Below are 16,349 nucleotides of genomic sequence, written 5' to 3'. Positions count from 1 at the left end.
CCTCAGGCGCCCTGGACCATCCGGCCCGCCGCCAGCACCAGTTGGCGCCCGCAACGTGCGGCCAGTTGCGGGTCGTGCGTCACCAGCACCAGCGTGGTGCCGTGCTCGCGGTGCAGGTCGAACATCAAGTCGATGACCGTGACGCCCGTCGCGGCATCCAGGCTGCCGGTGGGTTCATCGGCGAACAGCAAGTCGGGCTGCACCACGAAGGCGCGCGCCAGCGACACGCGCTGCTGCTCGCCGCCGGACAGCGTCCGGGGGTAATGATGCAGCCGGGCGCCCAGCCCCACGCGTTCCAGCATAGCCTGCGCGGCCTCGCGGGCGGACTGCCCAGCCAGCTCCAGCGGCAACATCACGTTTTCCAGCGCGGTCAGGTTCGGCAGCAGCTGGAACGACTGGAAAACGAACCCCACATGATTGGCGCGCAGCCGCGCGCGGCCATCCTCGTCAAGCGCGAACAGGTCCTGGCCGGCCAGGTGTACGCTGCCCATGCTGGGAACATCCAGCCCGGCCAGCAGTCCCAACAACGTGGACTTGCCCGATCCGGAGCTTCCGGTGATGGCTACGGCACTGCCGGCCGCCACCGTAAAATCGATACCTTCCAGGATAGACAGCGTCCCGCCGGCATCGGCCACCCGCTTGCCCAGCCCTTTCACTTCGATCGAATTCTTGCTATCCATGCGCCTATTTTCCCGTCTGCGTCTTACATCCACCCTGGCGACAACCGCCCTGGCAGCCGCCGTCATGGCGTCCCCCGCCCACGCTCAGACCGCTGCTGCGGCCCAGGGTTCCGCGCCCCGCACCGTGTTAGTGGTGGGCGACAGCCTGTCCGCCGAGTACGGCATCAAGCGCGGCACGGGCTGGGTGCCCTTGCTGTCCGCCCGGGTTTCGGAACAATACCCCAAGTACCAGGTGGTCAACGCCAGCATCAGCGGCGATACGACCAGCGGCGGCGTCGCGCGCCTGCCTGCGCTCCTGCGCCAGCATGCGCCGGCAGTGGTGGTGCTTGAACTGGGATCGAACGACGCCTTGCGCGGCCTGTCGCTGGCCATGACCGAACAGAACCTGCGCGCCATGGCCCAGGCTTCCCGCAAGGCGGATGCGCAAGTGCTGATCGTGGGCATGCAGATCCCGCCCAACTATGGCCGCGATTACACGCAGCGTTTCGCCCAGCTGTTTCCCACGGTCGCCAAAGACGAAAACGCCCGGCTCGTGCCCTTCCTGATGGAAGGTATCGCAACGAACCGGGCGATGTTCCAGGCTGACGGCATCCATCCGAACGAGGATGCCCAGCCGCAATTGCTGGACAACGTGTGGCCGACGCTGCGGCCGCTGTTGAACTAGGGGCCGCCGGCCCCCTGGCAGGCTGATCAGCCCGCCGCCTGCGGCTGGTCGCCGCGGATGACTTCGGCGGCGCTGGGCAACACCTGCACCTTGTATTGTTCGCGCAGCATCTTCAGCAGCGCTTCGATTTCAGCCTGGCCCAGGCCGCCCGACAGCTGTTGCGTCAGACGGTCCTTGGCGGCGGCGTCCACCGTGCCCGCCTCGACCTTCTCCAGGCGAACCAGCGTGTAGTCCATGCCCGCTTGCACGCCGGCATAGGCGGGCAATTGGGTGGCAGGCAGGCGCATCGCGGCGTCCACGACCGCTTGCGGCAGGTCCTTAGGATCCTGGCGCGACACGGTCACTGCGGGCGAGAAGCCTTCCGGCGCCGCCGACGGGTTGGCCTTGTCGGCTGCCAAGGCGGCTTCGCCGGCCTTCTTGGCGGCGTCGGCCGAACGTTCGTCCAGCAGCTTGGTGCGAATGGTGTCGCTGACCTTGTCCAGCGCCGGCACGTGGGCCGGTTCGACGGCGGCAACGCGCACGGCCAGCATGGTGGCGGGCGACAGTTCGATCACACCGGAGTTCTGCTTTTCACGCAGCACGTCGGGCGAGAACAGCACCTGGCGCACGCGCGGATTGTCCAGCAGCGCGGCGTCGGGGCTGCCGGCAGCCGAACCCGGGCCGGCCTTGTCGGCGGGCAGCAGGCCTTCGCGGGTTACGCCCGAGGCGGTGCGCAGCTTCAGCCCAACGGCGTCGGCGGCGGGTTGCAGGCTGTCGCGCTGGTCATAGACCTGCTTGTTCAACTGGCTGGCCATTTCCGAAAAGTGCACGGCGGCCAACTGCTTGCGGACTTCGCCCGTGATCTGGTCCTTGACCTCGGCCAGCGGCTTGACGGCTGCGGGCTGGATCTCGGTGACCTTGACGATGTGCAGGCCGGACGGGCTTTCCACCACGCCGGACACCTGGTCCTTGGCCTGGCCGAAAATCGCCTTTTCAAGCGGACCGGTCAACATGCCCGGTGCCAGCCAGCCCAGATCGCCGCCATTGGCGGCCGACCCGGCGTCCTGCGAATTCTTGCGGGCCAGTTCTGCGAACTGCGCCGGATCGGCTGCAGCCTGGCGAGCCAGGTCTTCGGCCTTGATGCGCGCGGCCTTGCGGGCATCTTCCGACGCGCCGGGGGCCAGTTCGATCATGATGTGGCTGGCGCGGCGGCGTTCGGGCTGGCCGAAGCGGTTCTTGTTCTGTTCGTAATAGGCCGTCAGGTCTTCGTCCTTGACCTGAATGCCTTGCGTGGCGGCCGCCTCGTCCAGCACCAGGTATTGCACCTGGACCTGCTCGGGGACCTGAAGCTGCTGCTTGTTGGCGTCGTACCAGGCCTGGATGTCGGCCGGGGTGACAGTGATCTGCGAGCGGAAGTCCGCGGCGGCAAAGCGGCGCGTCTGCACCGTGCGCTGCTGGGTCAATGCGGTTTCCAGCGAGGCCACCACTTCGGCGGGCGCCCGGGACGATTGGCCGACGGGCTCCAGCACGCGGGCCACCGCCAGGTCGCGGCGCAAACCGGCTTCGAACGAGGTCGGCGACATGCCCTGCGCCGCCAGCACCTGGCGATAGCGCTCGGGCGAGAAGCGGCCGTTGTCCTGCACTTCCGGAATGGCGGCGATGGTGTTGCGCAGCGTTTCGTCGGACACCGTGAAACGGTTGTCCACGGCGACGTTGGCCAGCAGGCGCTGATTGATCAACTGGTTCAGCAGGCTTTCGCGCATGGCCGGCGTGTCGATCACGGCCGGATCGAACTGCGCGCCCATGCGCTGGCGGAACTGCTCCAGCTGGTTGCGGTGCGCCTGATCAAATTCGGCACGCGAAATAGGCTGGCCGGCGACCGTCGCCAGCTCGGGCTCTTTGCGCATGAAGCTGTCATAGCCTTGAATTCCGACCAGGAAGAAGGACGGCACAATCAGAATCAGCAGGATGAACTGCATCCAGCGCCGATGGCTGCGAATAAATTCGAACATGGAATCCCTGTTGCCGCACTCCAGGGGTATCCACCCAGAGCCGCAAGAAAACGCATAAAAAAAGGCGAACTCGATTCGCCCATTCCCATACCGGTCATTACCGGATCAGCGGGCGGATTTTAGCATTACCCGCCCGTATGGGAGCTTCGGATTCTCTCCAAGTTCCCACCAGGCCTTCCAACCTGTCCCCACTACATGGAAGCCGTGCGCCGTCAACCCGGGAAATCACCATTTTCCCGCCTCCCCCGCCCTCGTATCGTGACTTTCAGGGGTAGCCCGCCACTCGGCTGCGCGCCCCCGACGCCTCGCCCTCCCGGCGGGCGCCCCTTTCCCCCGCCACATAAAGGGTTCCCTCGATGCCGTTCACCTCCCCCCGCCTGCACGTCCTGCGCACTTGTATCGCCCTGGCCTTTCTGGGCGGCGCCCACGCGGCGCTGGCGGCGCCCGTGGCCGCCGTGCACGACGCCGCGAAAGGCCAGCAGCAGGCAATGCTCGACACCATGCGGGACCTGGTCAACATCGAATCCGGCAGCAAGGACGTAGAAGGCGTGGAGCGCATCGCCGAATTGATCCGCGACCGCCTGAAGGCGCTGGGCGGCACGGTCGAGATCCTGCCCGCCACCGATGTCTTCCGGCTGGACGACACCCCGGAGAAGGTCGGCCCGATGGTCCATGCCGAGTTCAAGGGATCCGGCACCAAGAAGATCATGCTGATCGCCCACATGGACACGGTCTACCGCAACGGCATGCTCAAAGACCAGCCGTTCCGCGTGGACGGCGACAAGGCGTACGGCCTGGGCATCGCCGACGACAAGCACGGCGTCGCGACCATCATCCACACGCTGGCCCTGCTGCAGAAGCTCGGCTTTCGCGACTTCGGCACCATCACCGTGCTGATCAACGGCGATGAAGAAATCAGTTCGCCAGGCGCCCGCAGCACCATCACCCGTCTGGGCGCCGACCAGGACGCTGTCTTCTCGTTCGAAGGCGGCGGCGCCGAAGCCCGCCTGACGCTGGCCACCAGCGGCATCGGCGCGGCCTACCTGACGGTGCAAGGCAAGACCTCGCACGCCGGCGCCCGCCCAGAGGGCGGCGTCAACGCGCTTTACGAGCTGGCGCACCAATTGCTGCAACTGGACAAGCTGTCCAAGCCCGAAGAAGGCCTGAAACTGAACTGGACCGTTGCCCAGGCGGGAACGAACCGCAACGTCATTCCCGGCGAGGCGACCGCCCAGGCCGACGCCCGCGCGCTGCGCGTGTCCGATTTCGACGCCCTGGCGCGCACGCTGGAGGAGCGTGCCCAGAAGAAGCTGCTGCCCGAATCCAAGGTCTCGGTAAAGTTTGAAGTGCGCCGCCCCCCGCTGGAGGCCAGCGCGGCATCCCGCGCGCTGGCCCAGCACGGCGTGCAGATCTATAAAGAACTGGACCTGCCGATGAAAGTCGTCGACCGCGCCAGCGGCGGGGGCACGGACGCCGCGTTCGCCGCCCTGAAGGCCCGCGGCCCGGTAATCGAAGGCATGGGCCTGAGCGGCTTCGGCGCCCACTCCAACGACGCCGAATACATCCAGATCAACAGCATCGTGCCGCGCCTGTATCTGGCAACCCGCATGATCATGGATGTCTCGCAGGATAAAGCCCCGCTGAAATAGAGAGCCCCCACGCTGCGCTCGCTTCGCTCGCTTGCTGCCCCCCAAGGGGGCTGCGCCGCCTTGGGGCGGCCCGGCGGCGGCGCGGCTGAGCCTGGGCCCCCACGCCGCACTCGCTTCGCTCGCTTGCTGCCCCCCAAGGGGGCTGCGCCGCCTTGGGGCGGCCCGGCGGCGGCGCGGCTTATCCTTTTGGAGGTTTGGACTGTTCTTCTGGGGTTTGGACCGTTCTTCTCCGGACCGGGCGCCGGGCGTCATTGGGGCAAGAAGGAGTATCCTTGCAACCCTGTCCATAAGAAGCACACGCAACACCAAAAATGACCGCAAAACTCCCGTCCTGGCCCTATTCCCGTTACATCGCGCACCGCGGTGGTGGGCGTTTGGCGCCGGAGAATACGCTGGCCGCCATGCGCGTGGGCGCCGAGCATGGTTTCACGATGTTCGAATACGACGTGAAGCTGAGCAACGACAACGTGCTCGTGCTGATGCACGACGACGACGTTGACCGCACCTCTAACGGCACGGGCCCCGCCGCTGCCAAGACCTTCGCGGAACTGGCGCAGCTGGACTTCGGTAGCTGGCATTCGGCCGCCTACGCCGGCGAACCGCTGCCCACCTTCGCGGCCGTGGCCCGTTACACGGTCGCCAACCACATCGCCAGTAACGTCGAAATCAAGCCCTGCCCCGGCCGCGAGGCCGAAACAGGCGCCGCCGTGGCGCTGGCCTGCAAGCAGTTGTGGCAAGGCGCCGGCACGCTCCCGCTGCTGTCCTCGTTCGCCGAAGAATCGCTGCAAGCGGCGCGGGAAGTGGCACCCGAGCTGCCGCGCGCGCTGCTGGTGGAAAAAGTGCCCGCCGATTGGCGCGAACGCCTGGTCAAATACGACTGCGTCGCGCTGAACATCAACCAGAAAGACGCAACCCGCGAACTGATCGACGCCGTGCACGCCGCCGGCTACCGGATCGCGGCCTGGACCGTCAACGACCCCGAACGCGCCCGCGTGCTGCTGGACTGGGGTATCGACGGCATTTTCACCGACGAGCTGGCCGCGATCCGGCCGGCCGCCTGAGGCAGAACGCCCCGTGTTCAGTTACCGCCACGCCTTTCACGCCGGCAACCATGCCGACGTGCTCAAGCACGCCATCCTGGTCCACACCCTGGATTACTTCAACAAAAAGGACGCACCCTATTGGGTCGTGGACACCCACGCCGGCGCAGGCCTGTACAACCTGGAAGGCGACTGGGCCAACAAGACCTCGGAATTCGTGGACGGCATCGGCCGCCTGTGGGACGCCAAGGACTTGCCGCCGCTGCTGGCCGACTACGTTGCCCGCATCCGCGACTACAACACCAACGGCCGCCTGAAGCGCTACCCCGGTTCCCCGTGGCTGGCGCTGGACGTGATGCGCCCGTCGGATCGCTTGCGCCTGTTCGAGATGCACCCGACGGAAATCGACACGCTGGTCGTCAACCTGGAACACCAGGGGCGCGCCGCGCAGCGCCAGACCACCATCTACGGCGACGACGGCTTCGAAGGCGTCAAGGCCCTGCTGCCGCCGCCGACGCGCCGCGGCATGGTGCTGATCGACCCCTCGTATGAAGACAAGCACGACTACCGCCGCACGCTGATCACGGTGAAGGAATGCGTCAAGCGCTTCGCGACCGGCACCATCGCCATCTGGTATCCGCTGGTACAGCGCCGCGAAGCCAGTGAAATGGCCCGCCATTTTGAAAACCTGAAGGTCAAGAGCTGGCTGCACGCCACGCTGACCGTCAAAAAGGCCACCATCGACGGCTATGGCCTGCATGGCAGCGGCATGTTCCTGATCAACCCACCCTGGACCTTGCACGAAGGCCTGAAGCAAGCCATGCCGTACCTGGCTCGCGAGTTGGGACAAGACGAACGCGCAGGTTTCACGCTGCAATATCGCGAGAACCCCTTCCCGGTTCCGAAAAAACAGTCGGACGACTGACACGCCCGGCTGGGCCGCTGCAAGAAAGACGGGCTGCGATATCGCAGCCCGTCTTTCGTTCAGCCCATGCTATTGACCGGATCCGCCGAGCTTATGCCGTTTCGCGTTCCGCTTCCTCGGTGCGAAGCGCCTCCTGGGCACGGGCCAGCTTGGCAGCGGCGTCACGCAGCGCCGTGCGCAGGCCTTCTTCGATCACGGGATGGTAGAACGGCATTTCCAGCATGCGCGCCACCGTCAGTTCCTGCTGCACCGCCCACGCCAGCAAGTGGCCGATGTGCTCGGCGCTGGGGCCGACCATTTCCGCGCCCAGGAAGCGGCCCGTCGCGATATCGGCGTACACGTGCAGCATGCCCTTGTTCTTCAGCATCACGCGCGACCGGCCCTGATCGCTGAAGTCCACTTCGCCGATGACGAAGGTGCCCGGAACCAGGCGTCCGTAACCCTGGCCCGCCAGCGCGATCTGCGGGTCCGAGAACACCACCGCAAGCGGCGCACGGCGCAGCCCCTGGCGCACCTCGGGGAAGCGCGCCGCGTTTTCACCCGCGATGCGGCCTTCGTCGGCGGCCTCGTGCAACAAGGGCGCGTCGGCGTTGGCGTCGCCGGCGATGAAGATGGGTGAATCGCCCGCCTGCATCGTTTCGCGATCGAACACCGGGACGCCGTGCGCATTCAACGCAAGCGAGGTGTTCTCCAGGCCCAGGCCGTCCACATTGGCGCGGCGGCCTGTGGCCACCAGCGCGTAGTCGAAGCGTTCGGTGCGTTCGCTGTTGTCCAACGTGACGTAACGCACTTCCACCTCATCGCCAACGCGGGTCGTTTCCAGGACGCGAGCGTCCGGATCCAGGTAGAACTCGCGTTGGAAGATCTTGCGGGCGTTCAAGCGGACCTGCGGATCGCTGATGCCGCCTAGGCTGCCGCTGACGCCGAACACGCGCACATCGACGCCCAGCCGCGCCAGCGCCTGGCCCAGTTCCAGACCGATTACGCCCGGACCGAACACCGCCACGCGTCGCGGCAGGTCATCCCAGGCGAAGACGTCGTCGTTCACCACCAGGCGGTCGCCCAGGGCGCGAAACGGCGGCGGCACCGATGGGCGCGAACCCGTGGCGATGACCACGCGGGCCGCATGCACTTCGGTGTGATCGTCCACCCGCAGCATCGTGTCGGAGACGAAACGCGCGTAGCCGCGCAGCTTGTCTTCGGCCGGGATGTTCTCCACGCCTTCCAGCACAAAGCCGACGAAGCGGTCTCGTTCGCGCTTGACGCGGTCCATCACTTCAACGCCGTCCACCGAGATTTCCCCGCTGACGTGCACCCCGAACGCTTCCGTGTGGGCCGCGTTGTGGGCGGCTTCTGCGGCGGCGATCAGCAGTTTGGACGGCATGCAGCCCACCCGGGCGCAGGTCGTGCCATAAGGGCCGCCTTCAATCAGCAGCGCGCGCTTGCCCGCGGCCTTGGCGGCGCGATAGGCGGCCAGCCCGGCGGTGCCGGCGCCGATGACGGCGATATCAGTGTGCAGAGTTTTCATGACTGGGTATCCCCATGTTGCGGGTAGCAAGGATTCAAAGGCGAGTTCCGCCTTGTTGCGCATCCTCGGGACGAATGTCGTCCGGCGACGCCTGCAAAGGGCCGCGCAAGGAATGCGGTAAGGGTGCGAAAAAAGGGAAGCTCGTGCCGGCGGCAGCGGCACGGTCAACCTGCAACCGCGCCGTTGCGCCGGCCGGGCGCGGGGATGGCCCCCCGCCCGGCTGACAGACTTAGGCGAAGTGCGCCTTCAGGTCTTCCAGGCCGCCGACCAGCGAACCGTTGATGAACACCTGGGGCGCAGTGCCCTTGCCGGACACGGCGCCAATCACACGGCCCCGGACCTTGTTTTCCAGCGGGATCTCGATCGGGGCGTAGCCCTTCTCTTCCAGCAGCGCCTTGGCTTCCACGCAGAACGGGCAGCCCGGCTTGGAGAACACGACCACCTGGTCGGGCTTCTTGGCCGTCGGGGCGATGTGCGCCAGCATCGTGTCGGCGTCCGACACTTCAAACGGGTCGCCTTCCTTTTCCGGCTCGATGAACATCTTCTGCACGACGCCGTCCTTCACCAGCATCGAATAGCGCCAGCTGCGCTTGCCGAAGCCCAGGTCGCTCTTGTCGACCAGCATGCCCATGCCTTCGGTGAAGGCGCCATTGCCGTCGGGCAGCAGCGTGATATTGGCCGATTCCTGATCCTTGGCCCATTCGTTCATGACGAAGGTGTCGTTGACCGACACGCAGACGATGCTGTCCACGCCGGCGTTGAAGAACGCGGGGGCCAGTTCGTTGTAGCGCGGCAAGTGGGTCGACGAGCAGGTGGGCGTGAAAGCGCCGGGAAGCGAGAAGACGACAACCGTCTTGTTCTTGAACAGATCGTCGGTCGTGACCTTCTTCCACGTGTTGTCCTCACGGACGGGGAACGTTACGTTCGGAACACGTTGGCCTTCGCGGTTTTGCAGCATTCAATCTCTCCTTGGGTAGCGGGGTTTGTTTAACCACCATGGAAAGAATGATAAATCTTAGCTATCAATTAATCAAATTTAATAAACTAAATTGATCGATAGCTTTTAACAATTAATGAATCACAACAAGAAAACCGGGCCTATCATACCCGGCCTTCCTGCGGAGCAGCATTTACAGGCGCGTCGGCGCGTAGCCAGCATCGCGGATGGCGGCTTCGAGCTTGTCGGCCTGGTCCGTGCCGGTGATGGTGACGCGGTGCGTCGGCAGGTCTACTGCCACCGTGGCGCCCGGGGCCGCTTCGCTCACTGCGCCCGTGATGGTCTTCACGCAATGGCCGCAGGTCATGTCGGGCACTTGGAATTCGATGCTCATGGCTTTTCTCCGGAAATTTCAGGGCGGTGGGCAACCTTTTGCACACCATGGACCCAAGCTTAAACATTCCCACGATGTCAAGGTCAAGCATAGAATATGCCTTGACCTTCCAATAATGGGAAGGTCAAGACTGCACACTCCACATCGAATCAAGACCGGCACCCGTGCCCGCACCGTGCCAGCCTGCCCCAAGGAATCTGACATGAACATTGGAGAAGCTTCGAAAAGCTCTGGCATTTCCGCCAAGATGATCCGCTATTACGAGGGCATCGGCCTGATCGGCCCGGCGGTGCGCACGGACTCGGGCTACCGCGTCTACAACGACCAGGACCTGCACACACTGCGCTTCGTGCGCCGCGCGCGGGATCTCGGGTTTTCAGTGGAACAGATGAACGAGCTGCTGGCGCTGTGGAAGGACCGCAGCCGCGCCAGCGCCGACGTCAAGCGCATTGCGTTGGGGCATGTAGAGGAATTGGAACGCAAGGCCAAAGCCTTGCGCGAAATGGCCGACACGTTGAAGCACCTGGCAAACAACTGCCACGGCGACGGCCGGCCCGACTGCCCGATCCTGGAAGACCTGGGGCGCTCGCACTAAGGCAAGCGGCGGCGCAAGCAGACGGGCCGGCGCTGCTGCACCGGCCCGCCGTGTCCGATCAACCCTGGGCCTGGCCGGCTTCCTCGGAAGCCTGTTCGGCCTCTGCCGCCACGCGGGCGTGGTAGGCGTCAGTCGCCGCCTGCTTGGCGGCGGCCTTCTCGGCCGCGGCAGCAGCCTTGGCCTCTTCCGCCGCCACGGCATCCGCCGCCGCCTGGATGGCGCGCAGGCGGGCGCGTTCCTTCACTTCCAGCACGCCTGCGGCGTCCAGCGATTCAAACACCGCGATCGATTCCACATGGCCCGTGTGCGGGAACATGTTGATCACGCCGGCGCTCTTCAACACATAGCCGCCTTCATGCACCAGGATGGCGGCATCGCGCGCCAGCGTAGCCGGATTACAGGACACGTACACGATGCGGCGCGGACGCTCTTCAGCGGTCAGTTCCGACAAGGCTTGCGACACGGCATGCGCGCCTTCGCGCGGCGGATCGATCAGCATGCGGTCGAAGTAACCCAGGCTGCGCAGCCAATGCGCGTCGACCTCGAACAGGTTCAGCGTGGCGAAGCGGGTGCGGTCGCCCAAGCCGTGGCGCGACGCGGCGTCGAACGCGCGGTCGGTCAGCGTCTTGCTGCCTTCCACGCCCACCGCTTCGCGGCCCTGCGTGGCCAACGGCAGCGTGAAGTTGCCCAGGCCGCAGAACAGGTCGGCCACGCGGTCGGTGGGCTGCACGTCCAGCAGTTTCAGCGCGCGCGACACCATCGCGCGGTTGATGGCGTGGTTGACCTGCGTGAAATCGGTCGGCCGGTACGGCATGCGCAGGCCGAACTCCGGCATCGTGTAGGCCAGCGTGTCGCCGTGCTCGCGCTCCATGGGGTGCACGGTCTCGGGGCCCTTGGACTGCAGCCACCATTGCACGTTGTGCTCGGCGGCAAAGGCTCGCAGGATCGCGATGTCGCCATCGGTCAGCGGCAGCAGATGGCGCAACACCAGCGCCGTCACGCCTTCGCCCAGCGACACTTCGATCTGGGGCATGCGGTCCGGCGCGGACATCGATGCGATCATCGCGCGCAGCGGCATCAGCAGGTCGCTGACGTGGCGCGGCAGCACGTGGCATTCGCGCATGTCGGCCACGTAGCTGCTCTTGCGTTCATGAAAACCGACCAGCACGCCGCCCTTTTTCGGCACGACCCGCACCGACAGGCGCGCGCGGTAGCGGTAGCCCCACGTCGGGCCCTGCAGCGGCGGAAGAATCAACGCCGGACGCAGCTTGCCCACATGCCAGAACGTGTCTTCCAGCGAACGCTGCTTAATCGCTACCTGGGTGCTGGGCTCCAGGTGCTGCATGGCACAGCCGCCACAGACGCCGAAATGGGGGCAGCGCGGCACGACCCGCTGCGACGAGGGGCGCATGACCTGATCCACGCGGGCGATCTCGTAGGACGGCTTGCGGCGCAGCGTCACGGTGGTGACCCGTTCGCCCGGCAAGGCCCCTTCCACGAACACCACTTTCCCGTCGCGACGGGCGATCCCCCTGGCTTCCAGGTCCAGGGACTCGATACTCAAAACGTCTGACATCTCACGCAGTCCAGAATTACACGCAACCCAATATTGTAGAAGGACTCTGGGCTTTCGCGAAAAGGCGCTTTGTCGGGGCCGTACCTCCTCGCCGGACGCCAGGCATTCGCACGGCTTTCACACCGGCAAGCGGCCCGGCGTCCGCGCCGATTGCAGCCACAACGCCGCCATTGCGGCCACGGCGGCTGCCGCGCCCGCCAGCGGCAGCGCCGGCAGGCCTGCCCACGCGATTGTCAGGCTGCCGACGCCCCCGCCCACCGCCGTCCCCAGATTGAACGACGCGATGTTCAGGCCAGCCGCCACCGCCGTGGATTCGGGTACATGGCGCTGCGCGAGCTTCAGCAACCGAAGCGTCAGCACCGTCACGATGCAGAAGAACACCAGACCCAACGCGCCGGCCAGGGCCACGACCGCCCAGCCGGATTGCCGGAAGCCGTACAGGCCCAGCAACGTCGCCGTCAACCCGGCAAGCCCCAGCAGCGCGGCGCGGTCCGCGTCCATCTTGTCGACCAGGTAGCCGCCCAGCAAGTTGCCGGCAATGGAAAACACGCCGAACAGCAGCATGGCCGCGCTCAGCCGCTGCACGTCCGCCCCCGTCACCTGCAACAGATACGGCGAAACAAAGGTGAAAAAGCAGAACGTTGCCACGCTGACCAGCGCGCCAACACCCGCGGTCATCACCATCTTGGGGTGCGTGATGGCCCGTAAGCCCTTGCCCACACTGGACCGATCGAGCGTGGGCACGGAAGATGCCCCCTTGCCGGGCATGCACCACAACAGCCCGGCCAAGCCGATCAGGGCCAGCACGCCGATCGCCGCGAAAACGGCCCGCCACGACCAGATGCTGCCCAGGAAGGTGCCCAGCGGCACCCCGAGCGCCAGCGCCAGCGTCAGGCCGATCCACACCACGGCGACAGCGCGCCCGGCGCGCGCCTCATCCACGAGCCGGGTTGCGGCATCTGACGCCACCGCCATGAAGACGCCATGGGCCAGCCCCACGACGAAGCGCACGCCCAGCAGGATCGGCAAGGTGCCCGACAGACTCATCAGGCCGCTGCCCACGGCCAGGACGGCCATGGACCACGCCAGGGTGCGGCGGTCGCGCCAATGGGCCACCAGCGCAGGGATCAACGGCGCGCCGATCGCGGCGCCGAAGGCGTAGGCGGCGATGGAAGTCCCGACCGCCTCGATCCTGGCGTGCAGGCCATCGGCCATCGCCGACACGAGGCCGGCCACCACGAATTCAGACAGGCCGAATGCGAAGGTGCAGACGGAAAAGACATAGACAGCGACAGGCATGGCACGCTCTACCTCGACAAAGACGTGCCGAGCTTAGGGGGACAGCGAAGCGCCGTAAAATATATTATTTATTGCCAAACAAGACGCTACACGTCTTAATTGGTGTGGCCGAGTGATTGCAGCACCGCCGCGACCAGGCGGTCGCGCACGGGGGATGCCCGTTCGGGATTCCACCCGATCAGCAGATCCAGATGCTGCAAAGGCGTCGGCGCATCGGCTGCGATCGGCCTGAAGACGACATCCGCGCCCGCCGCCTGGGCCAGCGATGCGGGCAGCAGGGCCACGCCAAATCCCGCAGCCACCAGCGCCACCACTGTCTGCAACTGCCGCGCTTCCTGCGCCACCCGGGGCACGAAGCCGGCCGACTGGCACAACTGGATCAACTGGTCGTGAAAACCTTGCCCCAAGCGCCGCGGCGATGCGACGAAGGGCTCGTCTTTCAGGGCGGCCAGCGCCACCACGGTATCGCCCGCCAAGGGGTGCGCCTGCGGCAAGGCCACATGAATCGGTTCGCTCAGCAAGGTCTCGAACCGCAGACTCGGGGTCGTGGCGCCGGGCGCGCGCATGAACCCGATATCCGCGCGGCCCGCTTCCAGGGCCTGGACCTGCTCATGCGTCGTGGCCTCCTGGAGCGTGAACGCAACAGCCGGATGCGTGCAGCGGAAATCGCGCAGCGCGCGCAGCAACGAGGCATACGGCGCGATGTTGATGAAGGTGAGCGTGAGGTGTCCATCCATCCCCTGAGCCACGCGGCGCGTATGCGCCACGCCTTCTTCCAGCGCATCCAGGATGCGCCGGGCGGACTCCAGGAATGCAGCGCCCGCCGGCGTCAGTGCCACACTGCGGTTGGTGCGTTCAAACAGCGTCGCGCCGATCTCGCCTTCCAGCCGGCGGATCGCCTGGCTGAGAGGCGGCTGCGCCATGTGCAAGCGCTCTGCCGCCCGATTGAAGTGCAGCGTTTCCGCGACGGCGACAAACTGCCGCAACAAGCGGGTTTCGATCATTGAGCGCCCACCCTCAGACAGAGGTCAGTCCAACTCGGCCCGGGAGAACAGGTCCTGGATCTGCCTCCAGTCTTCACATGCGGCCTTGAAGCCGACGATGAAGGCCTTCAGCGCTTCGCTGTCGGAAGAATAGGCGCAGAACGTGTCCGCTTCGGGATCAAAATCAATCTGTTCAGAAAGCTCGGGCATTTTTTCATTCAGAAAGACCAGCGCCAATGACGCCCAGTCGTAGCCCGAACCCACAAAACCCTCTTGCCTGCGGCGGCGGAAGACCTCTTCCTTGTACTCCCCAACGGTGAGGATGACTGAAAAGCTGCCTTCGTATTCCATCCAGGAAAAAGGCTTGATTGATTCTTCGAAATCGATGGTCACTGCGCTCAAAGCTCCTTGAATAGCCGGCCGCCCCGGTGGCGGCATGGGTCAACACCGCGCAAATATACCTGTGCGCGATGCCGATGGCGCGACCATTAAAGGCAATTATCGGGTTTCCCGCAACGTGAGCGCCGAATCGGGCAACTCGCTGGCCTTCCATGGCGAGAAGGCCAGCAGGCTGATCGCGGCAAAAAAGAACGCGCTGCCGGCGCCATATGCCATGACCCATCCGAACCCGGACAAGAGCGCGGCCTGCAACGCGCCAGCCCCTTGGCTCAGGGGCGAGAACAGCGCCTGGCCGTCCAGCACGGCCAGGTCGCCAGCGGCAATCTTCTCTGCAAACAAACGCAGCCCCTGCCCGTCGGACACCACCAACGCTTGCGTCAGGTGCGCCATGACACCCTCGACCAGGACTAAGCCCATCAAGGCGATGCTGAAGGCCAGGGACGTCATCCGTGCGCTCATGTCGACCCCCGACGCCATCCCTGCCCGCTCGCGCGAAACCGCGGCCGTGATCGTGTTGGCGACCGGCGTGTTCGTCAGCCCAAGGCCCATGCCGGCGACGACGCAGCCGGGCAGGATCCACCAACCCGGGTGCGAAGAATGGCTACCGAACACCATCAGGATGAAGCCTGAACCGATAAGGCTCAAGCCAGCGGGAATCACAAATCCCGGGTGATACCGCAAGGACAGTTTTTCGCCCATCGGCGGCATGAAGAGCGTGGGCAAGGTGTAGGCCAGCAGCGCCAAGCCGGTCTGCACGCTGTCGTAGCCCAGGCCGCCGTGGAAATAGATCGGCAGGTAGATGATGAATGGCCAGAAGCTGAGGTTCATCCCTACCGAACCCGCGAGCGCGCCGGAGAAATTGCGGTTGCGGAACACGGCGAAATCGATCATGGGATGGCGGCTGCTTTTCTCGGCGGCGATGAACCCGATGAAGCTGGCGACCGACAGGCCGATGATGCCCAATGCCATCGGGCTTCCGAAGCCCAGCAACGGACCTTGCGTCACGAACAGCACCAGGCAGAACACCGCAACGGAAAGCGTCAGGATGCCTGCGGTATCCAGTGGCCGCACTTGCGGATCGCGCGACTCCTCCACCGCGGCGTAGGCCAGGACCAAGGTGATCACCGCCAAACCGCCATGAATCAGGAACACCCATTCCCAACTCGCCAGCGCAAGGATGGCGCCGCCCACGATCGGCCCGAAGCCCAGGCCAACGCCGAAGACGATGCCCCACCACGAAAACGCGGCGCCCCGTTCTCGGCCGTCGCGGAACTGGCTGGACAGGATCGCCACCTGGCAGATCAGCATCATCGCGGCGCTCAGCCCCTGAAGAAAGCGCGCCACGATCAGGACCTGGATGTCTTGCGTCAGCCCGCACACCAGCGAGGTCACGCCGAAGGCAACGATGCCGACCATGAACAGCCGCTTGCGCCCGTAGCGATCGGCCAGCGTGCCCGTGGCCATCAGGATGGTCGTCATCGCGATGGTGTAGGCGGCCATCACCCACTGGAGCTGCCTGAAGCTGGCCCCCATGGCGTGTTCGATCGTCGACAGGACTGGCGGCACGCTGGATATTTCCAGGCCCAGCATCAGTGCGGAAAGGCAAATGGCGGCCAGGGCGAGCTTGCCCCGGCGCGAAGAGACGGCGGTCATGAGTGAGCATCCAGACTAAGGTGCACGCATGGTAGG

At 65.5% G+C, this 16,349-nt stretch carries 15 protein-coding genes; 5 read left to right on the top strand and 10 right to left on the bottom strand.

Annotated features, from left to right (window positions below):
- Window positions 1-2: 2 nt before the first annotated feature.
- Entirely contained in the window at window positions 3-680 is a 678-nt protein-coding gene (locus tag HG262_RS01780) for an ABC transporter ATP-binding protein (RefSeq protein WP_006222273.1), read from the bottom strand.
- Between HG262_RS01780 and HG262_RS01775 the strand changes: the two genes are divergently transcribed.
- Window positions 679-1,344: an arylesterase gene (locus tag HG262_RS01775; protein ID WP_169269402.1), complete on the top strand. Its 666-nt coding sequence runs from the start codon at window positions 679-681 to the stop codon at window positions 1,342-1,344. The genes HG262_RS01780 and HG262_RS01775 overlap by 2 nt on opposite strands.
- 26 nt (window positions 1,345-1,370) lie before the next feature.
- Here the strand turns inward: HG262_RS01775 and HG262_RS01770 are convergent, their stop codons facing one another.
- Window positions 1,371-3,335: a SurA N-terminal domain-containing protein gene (locus tag HG262_RS01770; RefSeq protein WP_169269401.1), complete on the bottom strand. Its 1,965-nt coding sequence runs from the start codon at window positions 3,333-3,335 to the stop codon at window positions 1,371-1,373.
- Between the two features lie 356 nt (window positions 3,336-3,691).
- Between HG262_RS01770 and HG262_RS01765 the strand changes: the two genes are divergently transcribed.
- The 3 genes from HG262_RS01765 (at window position 3,692) to rlmJ (ending at window position 6,949) form a co-directional block, all read left to right on the top strand.
- Window positions 3,692-4,984, top strand: coding sequence for a M20/M25/M40 family metallo-hydrolase (locus tag HG262_RS01765; protein WP_169269400.1), 1,293 nt, complete (start codon window positions 3,692-3,694; stop codon window positions 4,982-4,984).
- A 311-nt stretch (window positions 4,985-5,295) separates the two neighbouring features.
- Window positions 5,296-6,045, top strand: coding sequence for a glycerophosphodiester phosphodiesterase (gene ugpQ / locus HG262_RS01760; RefSeq protein ID WP_169269399.1), 750 nt, complete (start codon window positions 5,296-5,298; stop codon window positions 6,043-6,045).
- A gap of 13 nt (window positions 6,046-6,058) precedes the next feature.
- Entirely contained in the window at window positions 6,059-6,949 is an 891-nt protein-coding gene (rlmJ, locus tag HG262_RS01755) for a 23S rRNA (adenine(2030)-N(6))-methyltransferase RlmJ (protein ID WP_169269398.1), read from the top strand.
- A gap of 91 nt (window positions 6,950-7,040) precedes the next feature.
- Here the strand turns inward: rlmJ and HG262_RS01750 are convergent, their stop codons facing one another.
- The 3 genes from HG262_RS01750 to HG262_RS01740 form a co-directional block, all read right to left on the bottom strand.
- Window positions 7,041-8,477: a dihydrolipoyl dehydrogenase gene (locus HG262_RS01750; RefSeq protein ID WP_169269397.1), complete on the bottom strand. Its 1,437-nt coding sequence runs from the start codon at window positions 8,475-8,477 to the stop codon at window positions 7,041-7,043.
- A gap of 229 nt (window positions 8,478-8,706) precedes the next feature.
- Window positions 8,707-9,435, bottom strand: coding sequence for a glutathione peroxidase (locus HG262_RS01745; RefSeq protein ID WP_006222280.1), 729 nt, complete (start codon window positions 9,433-9,435; stop codon window positions 8,707-8,709).
- 172 nt (window positions 9,436-9,607) lie between these two features.
- Window positions 9,608-9,808 carry a heavy-metal-associated domain-containing protein gene (locus tag HG262_RS01740; protein WP_169269396.1) on the bottom strand — a complete coding sequence of 67 codons (201 nt, stop codon included), beginning with the start codon at window positions 9,806-9,808 and terminating at the stop codon, window positions 9,608-9,610.
- A gap of 202 nt (window positions 9,809-10,010) precedes the next feature.
- Here HG262_RS01740 and cueR point away from each other — a divergent pair, with 202 nt between their 5' ends.
- Window positions 10,011-10,403: a Cu(I)-responsive transcriptional regulator gene (cueR, locus tag HG262_RS01735; protein ID WP_169269395.1), complete on the top strand. Its 393-nt coding sequence runs from the start codon at window positions 10,011-10,013 to the stop codon at window positions 10,401-10,403.
- A 58-nt stretch (window positions 10,404-10,461) separates the two neighbouring features.
- Here the strand turns inward: cueR and rlmD are convergent, their stop codons facing one another.
- From rlmD to HG262_RS01710, 5 genes are all read right to left on the bottom strand, one after another.
- Window positions 10,462-11,979, bottom strand: a complete 1,518-nt coding sequence (gene rlmD, locus HG262_RS01730) for a 23S rRNA (uracil(1939)-C(5))-methyltransferase RlmD (protein ID WP_169269394.1) — start codon at window positions 11,977-11,979, stop codon at window positions 10,462-10,464.
- A 117-nt stretch (window positions 11,980-12,096) separates the two neighbouring features.
- Window positions 12,097-13,278: an MFS transporter gene (locus tag HG262_RS01725; RefSeq protein WP_169269393.1), complete on the bottom strand. Its 1,182-nt coding sequence runs from the start codon at window positions 13,276-13,278 to the stop codon at window positions 12,097-12,099.
- 95 nt (window positions 13,279-13,373) lie between these two features.
- Complete coding sequence (locus HG262_RS01720; protein WP_169269392.1) at window positions 13,374-14,282, bottom strand: LysR substrate-binding domain-containing protein; 909 nt, start codon at window positions 14,280-14,282, stop codon at window positions 13,374-13,376.
- Between the two features lie 24 nt (window positions 14,283-14,306).
- Complete coding sequence (locus HG262_RS01715; protein WP_035212214.1) at window positions 14,307-14,654, bottom strand: Imm51 family immunity protein; 348 nt, start codon at window positions 14,652-14,654, stop codon at window positions 14,307-14,309.
- Window positions 14,655-14,759: 105 nt separating this feature from the next.
- Window positions 14,760-16,313, bottom strand: a complete 1,554-nt coding sequence (locus HG262_RS01710) for an MFS transporter (protein WP_169269390.1) — start codon at window positions 16,311-16,313, stop codon at window positions 14,760-14,762.
- Between the last annotated feature and the right edge of the window lie 36 nt (window positions 16,314-16,349).

The sequence above is a fragment of the Achromobacter sp. Bel genome (genome assembly GCF_012928505.1).
GTDB lineage: Bacteria > Pseudomonadota > Gammaproteobacteria > Burkholderiales > Burkholderiaceae_B > Achromobacter.
The sequence above is the reverse complement of the archived record's forward strand: the minus strand, read 5'-3'. Positions and strand labels throughout refer to the sequence as shown.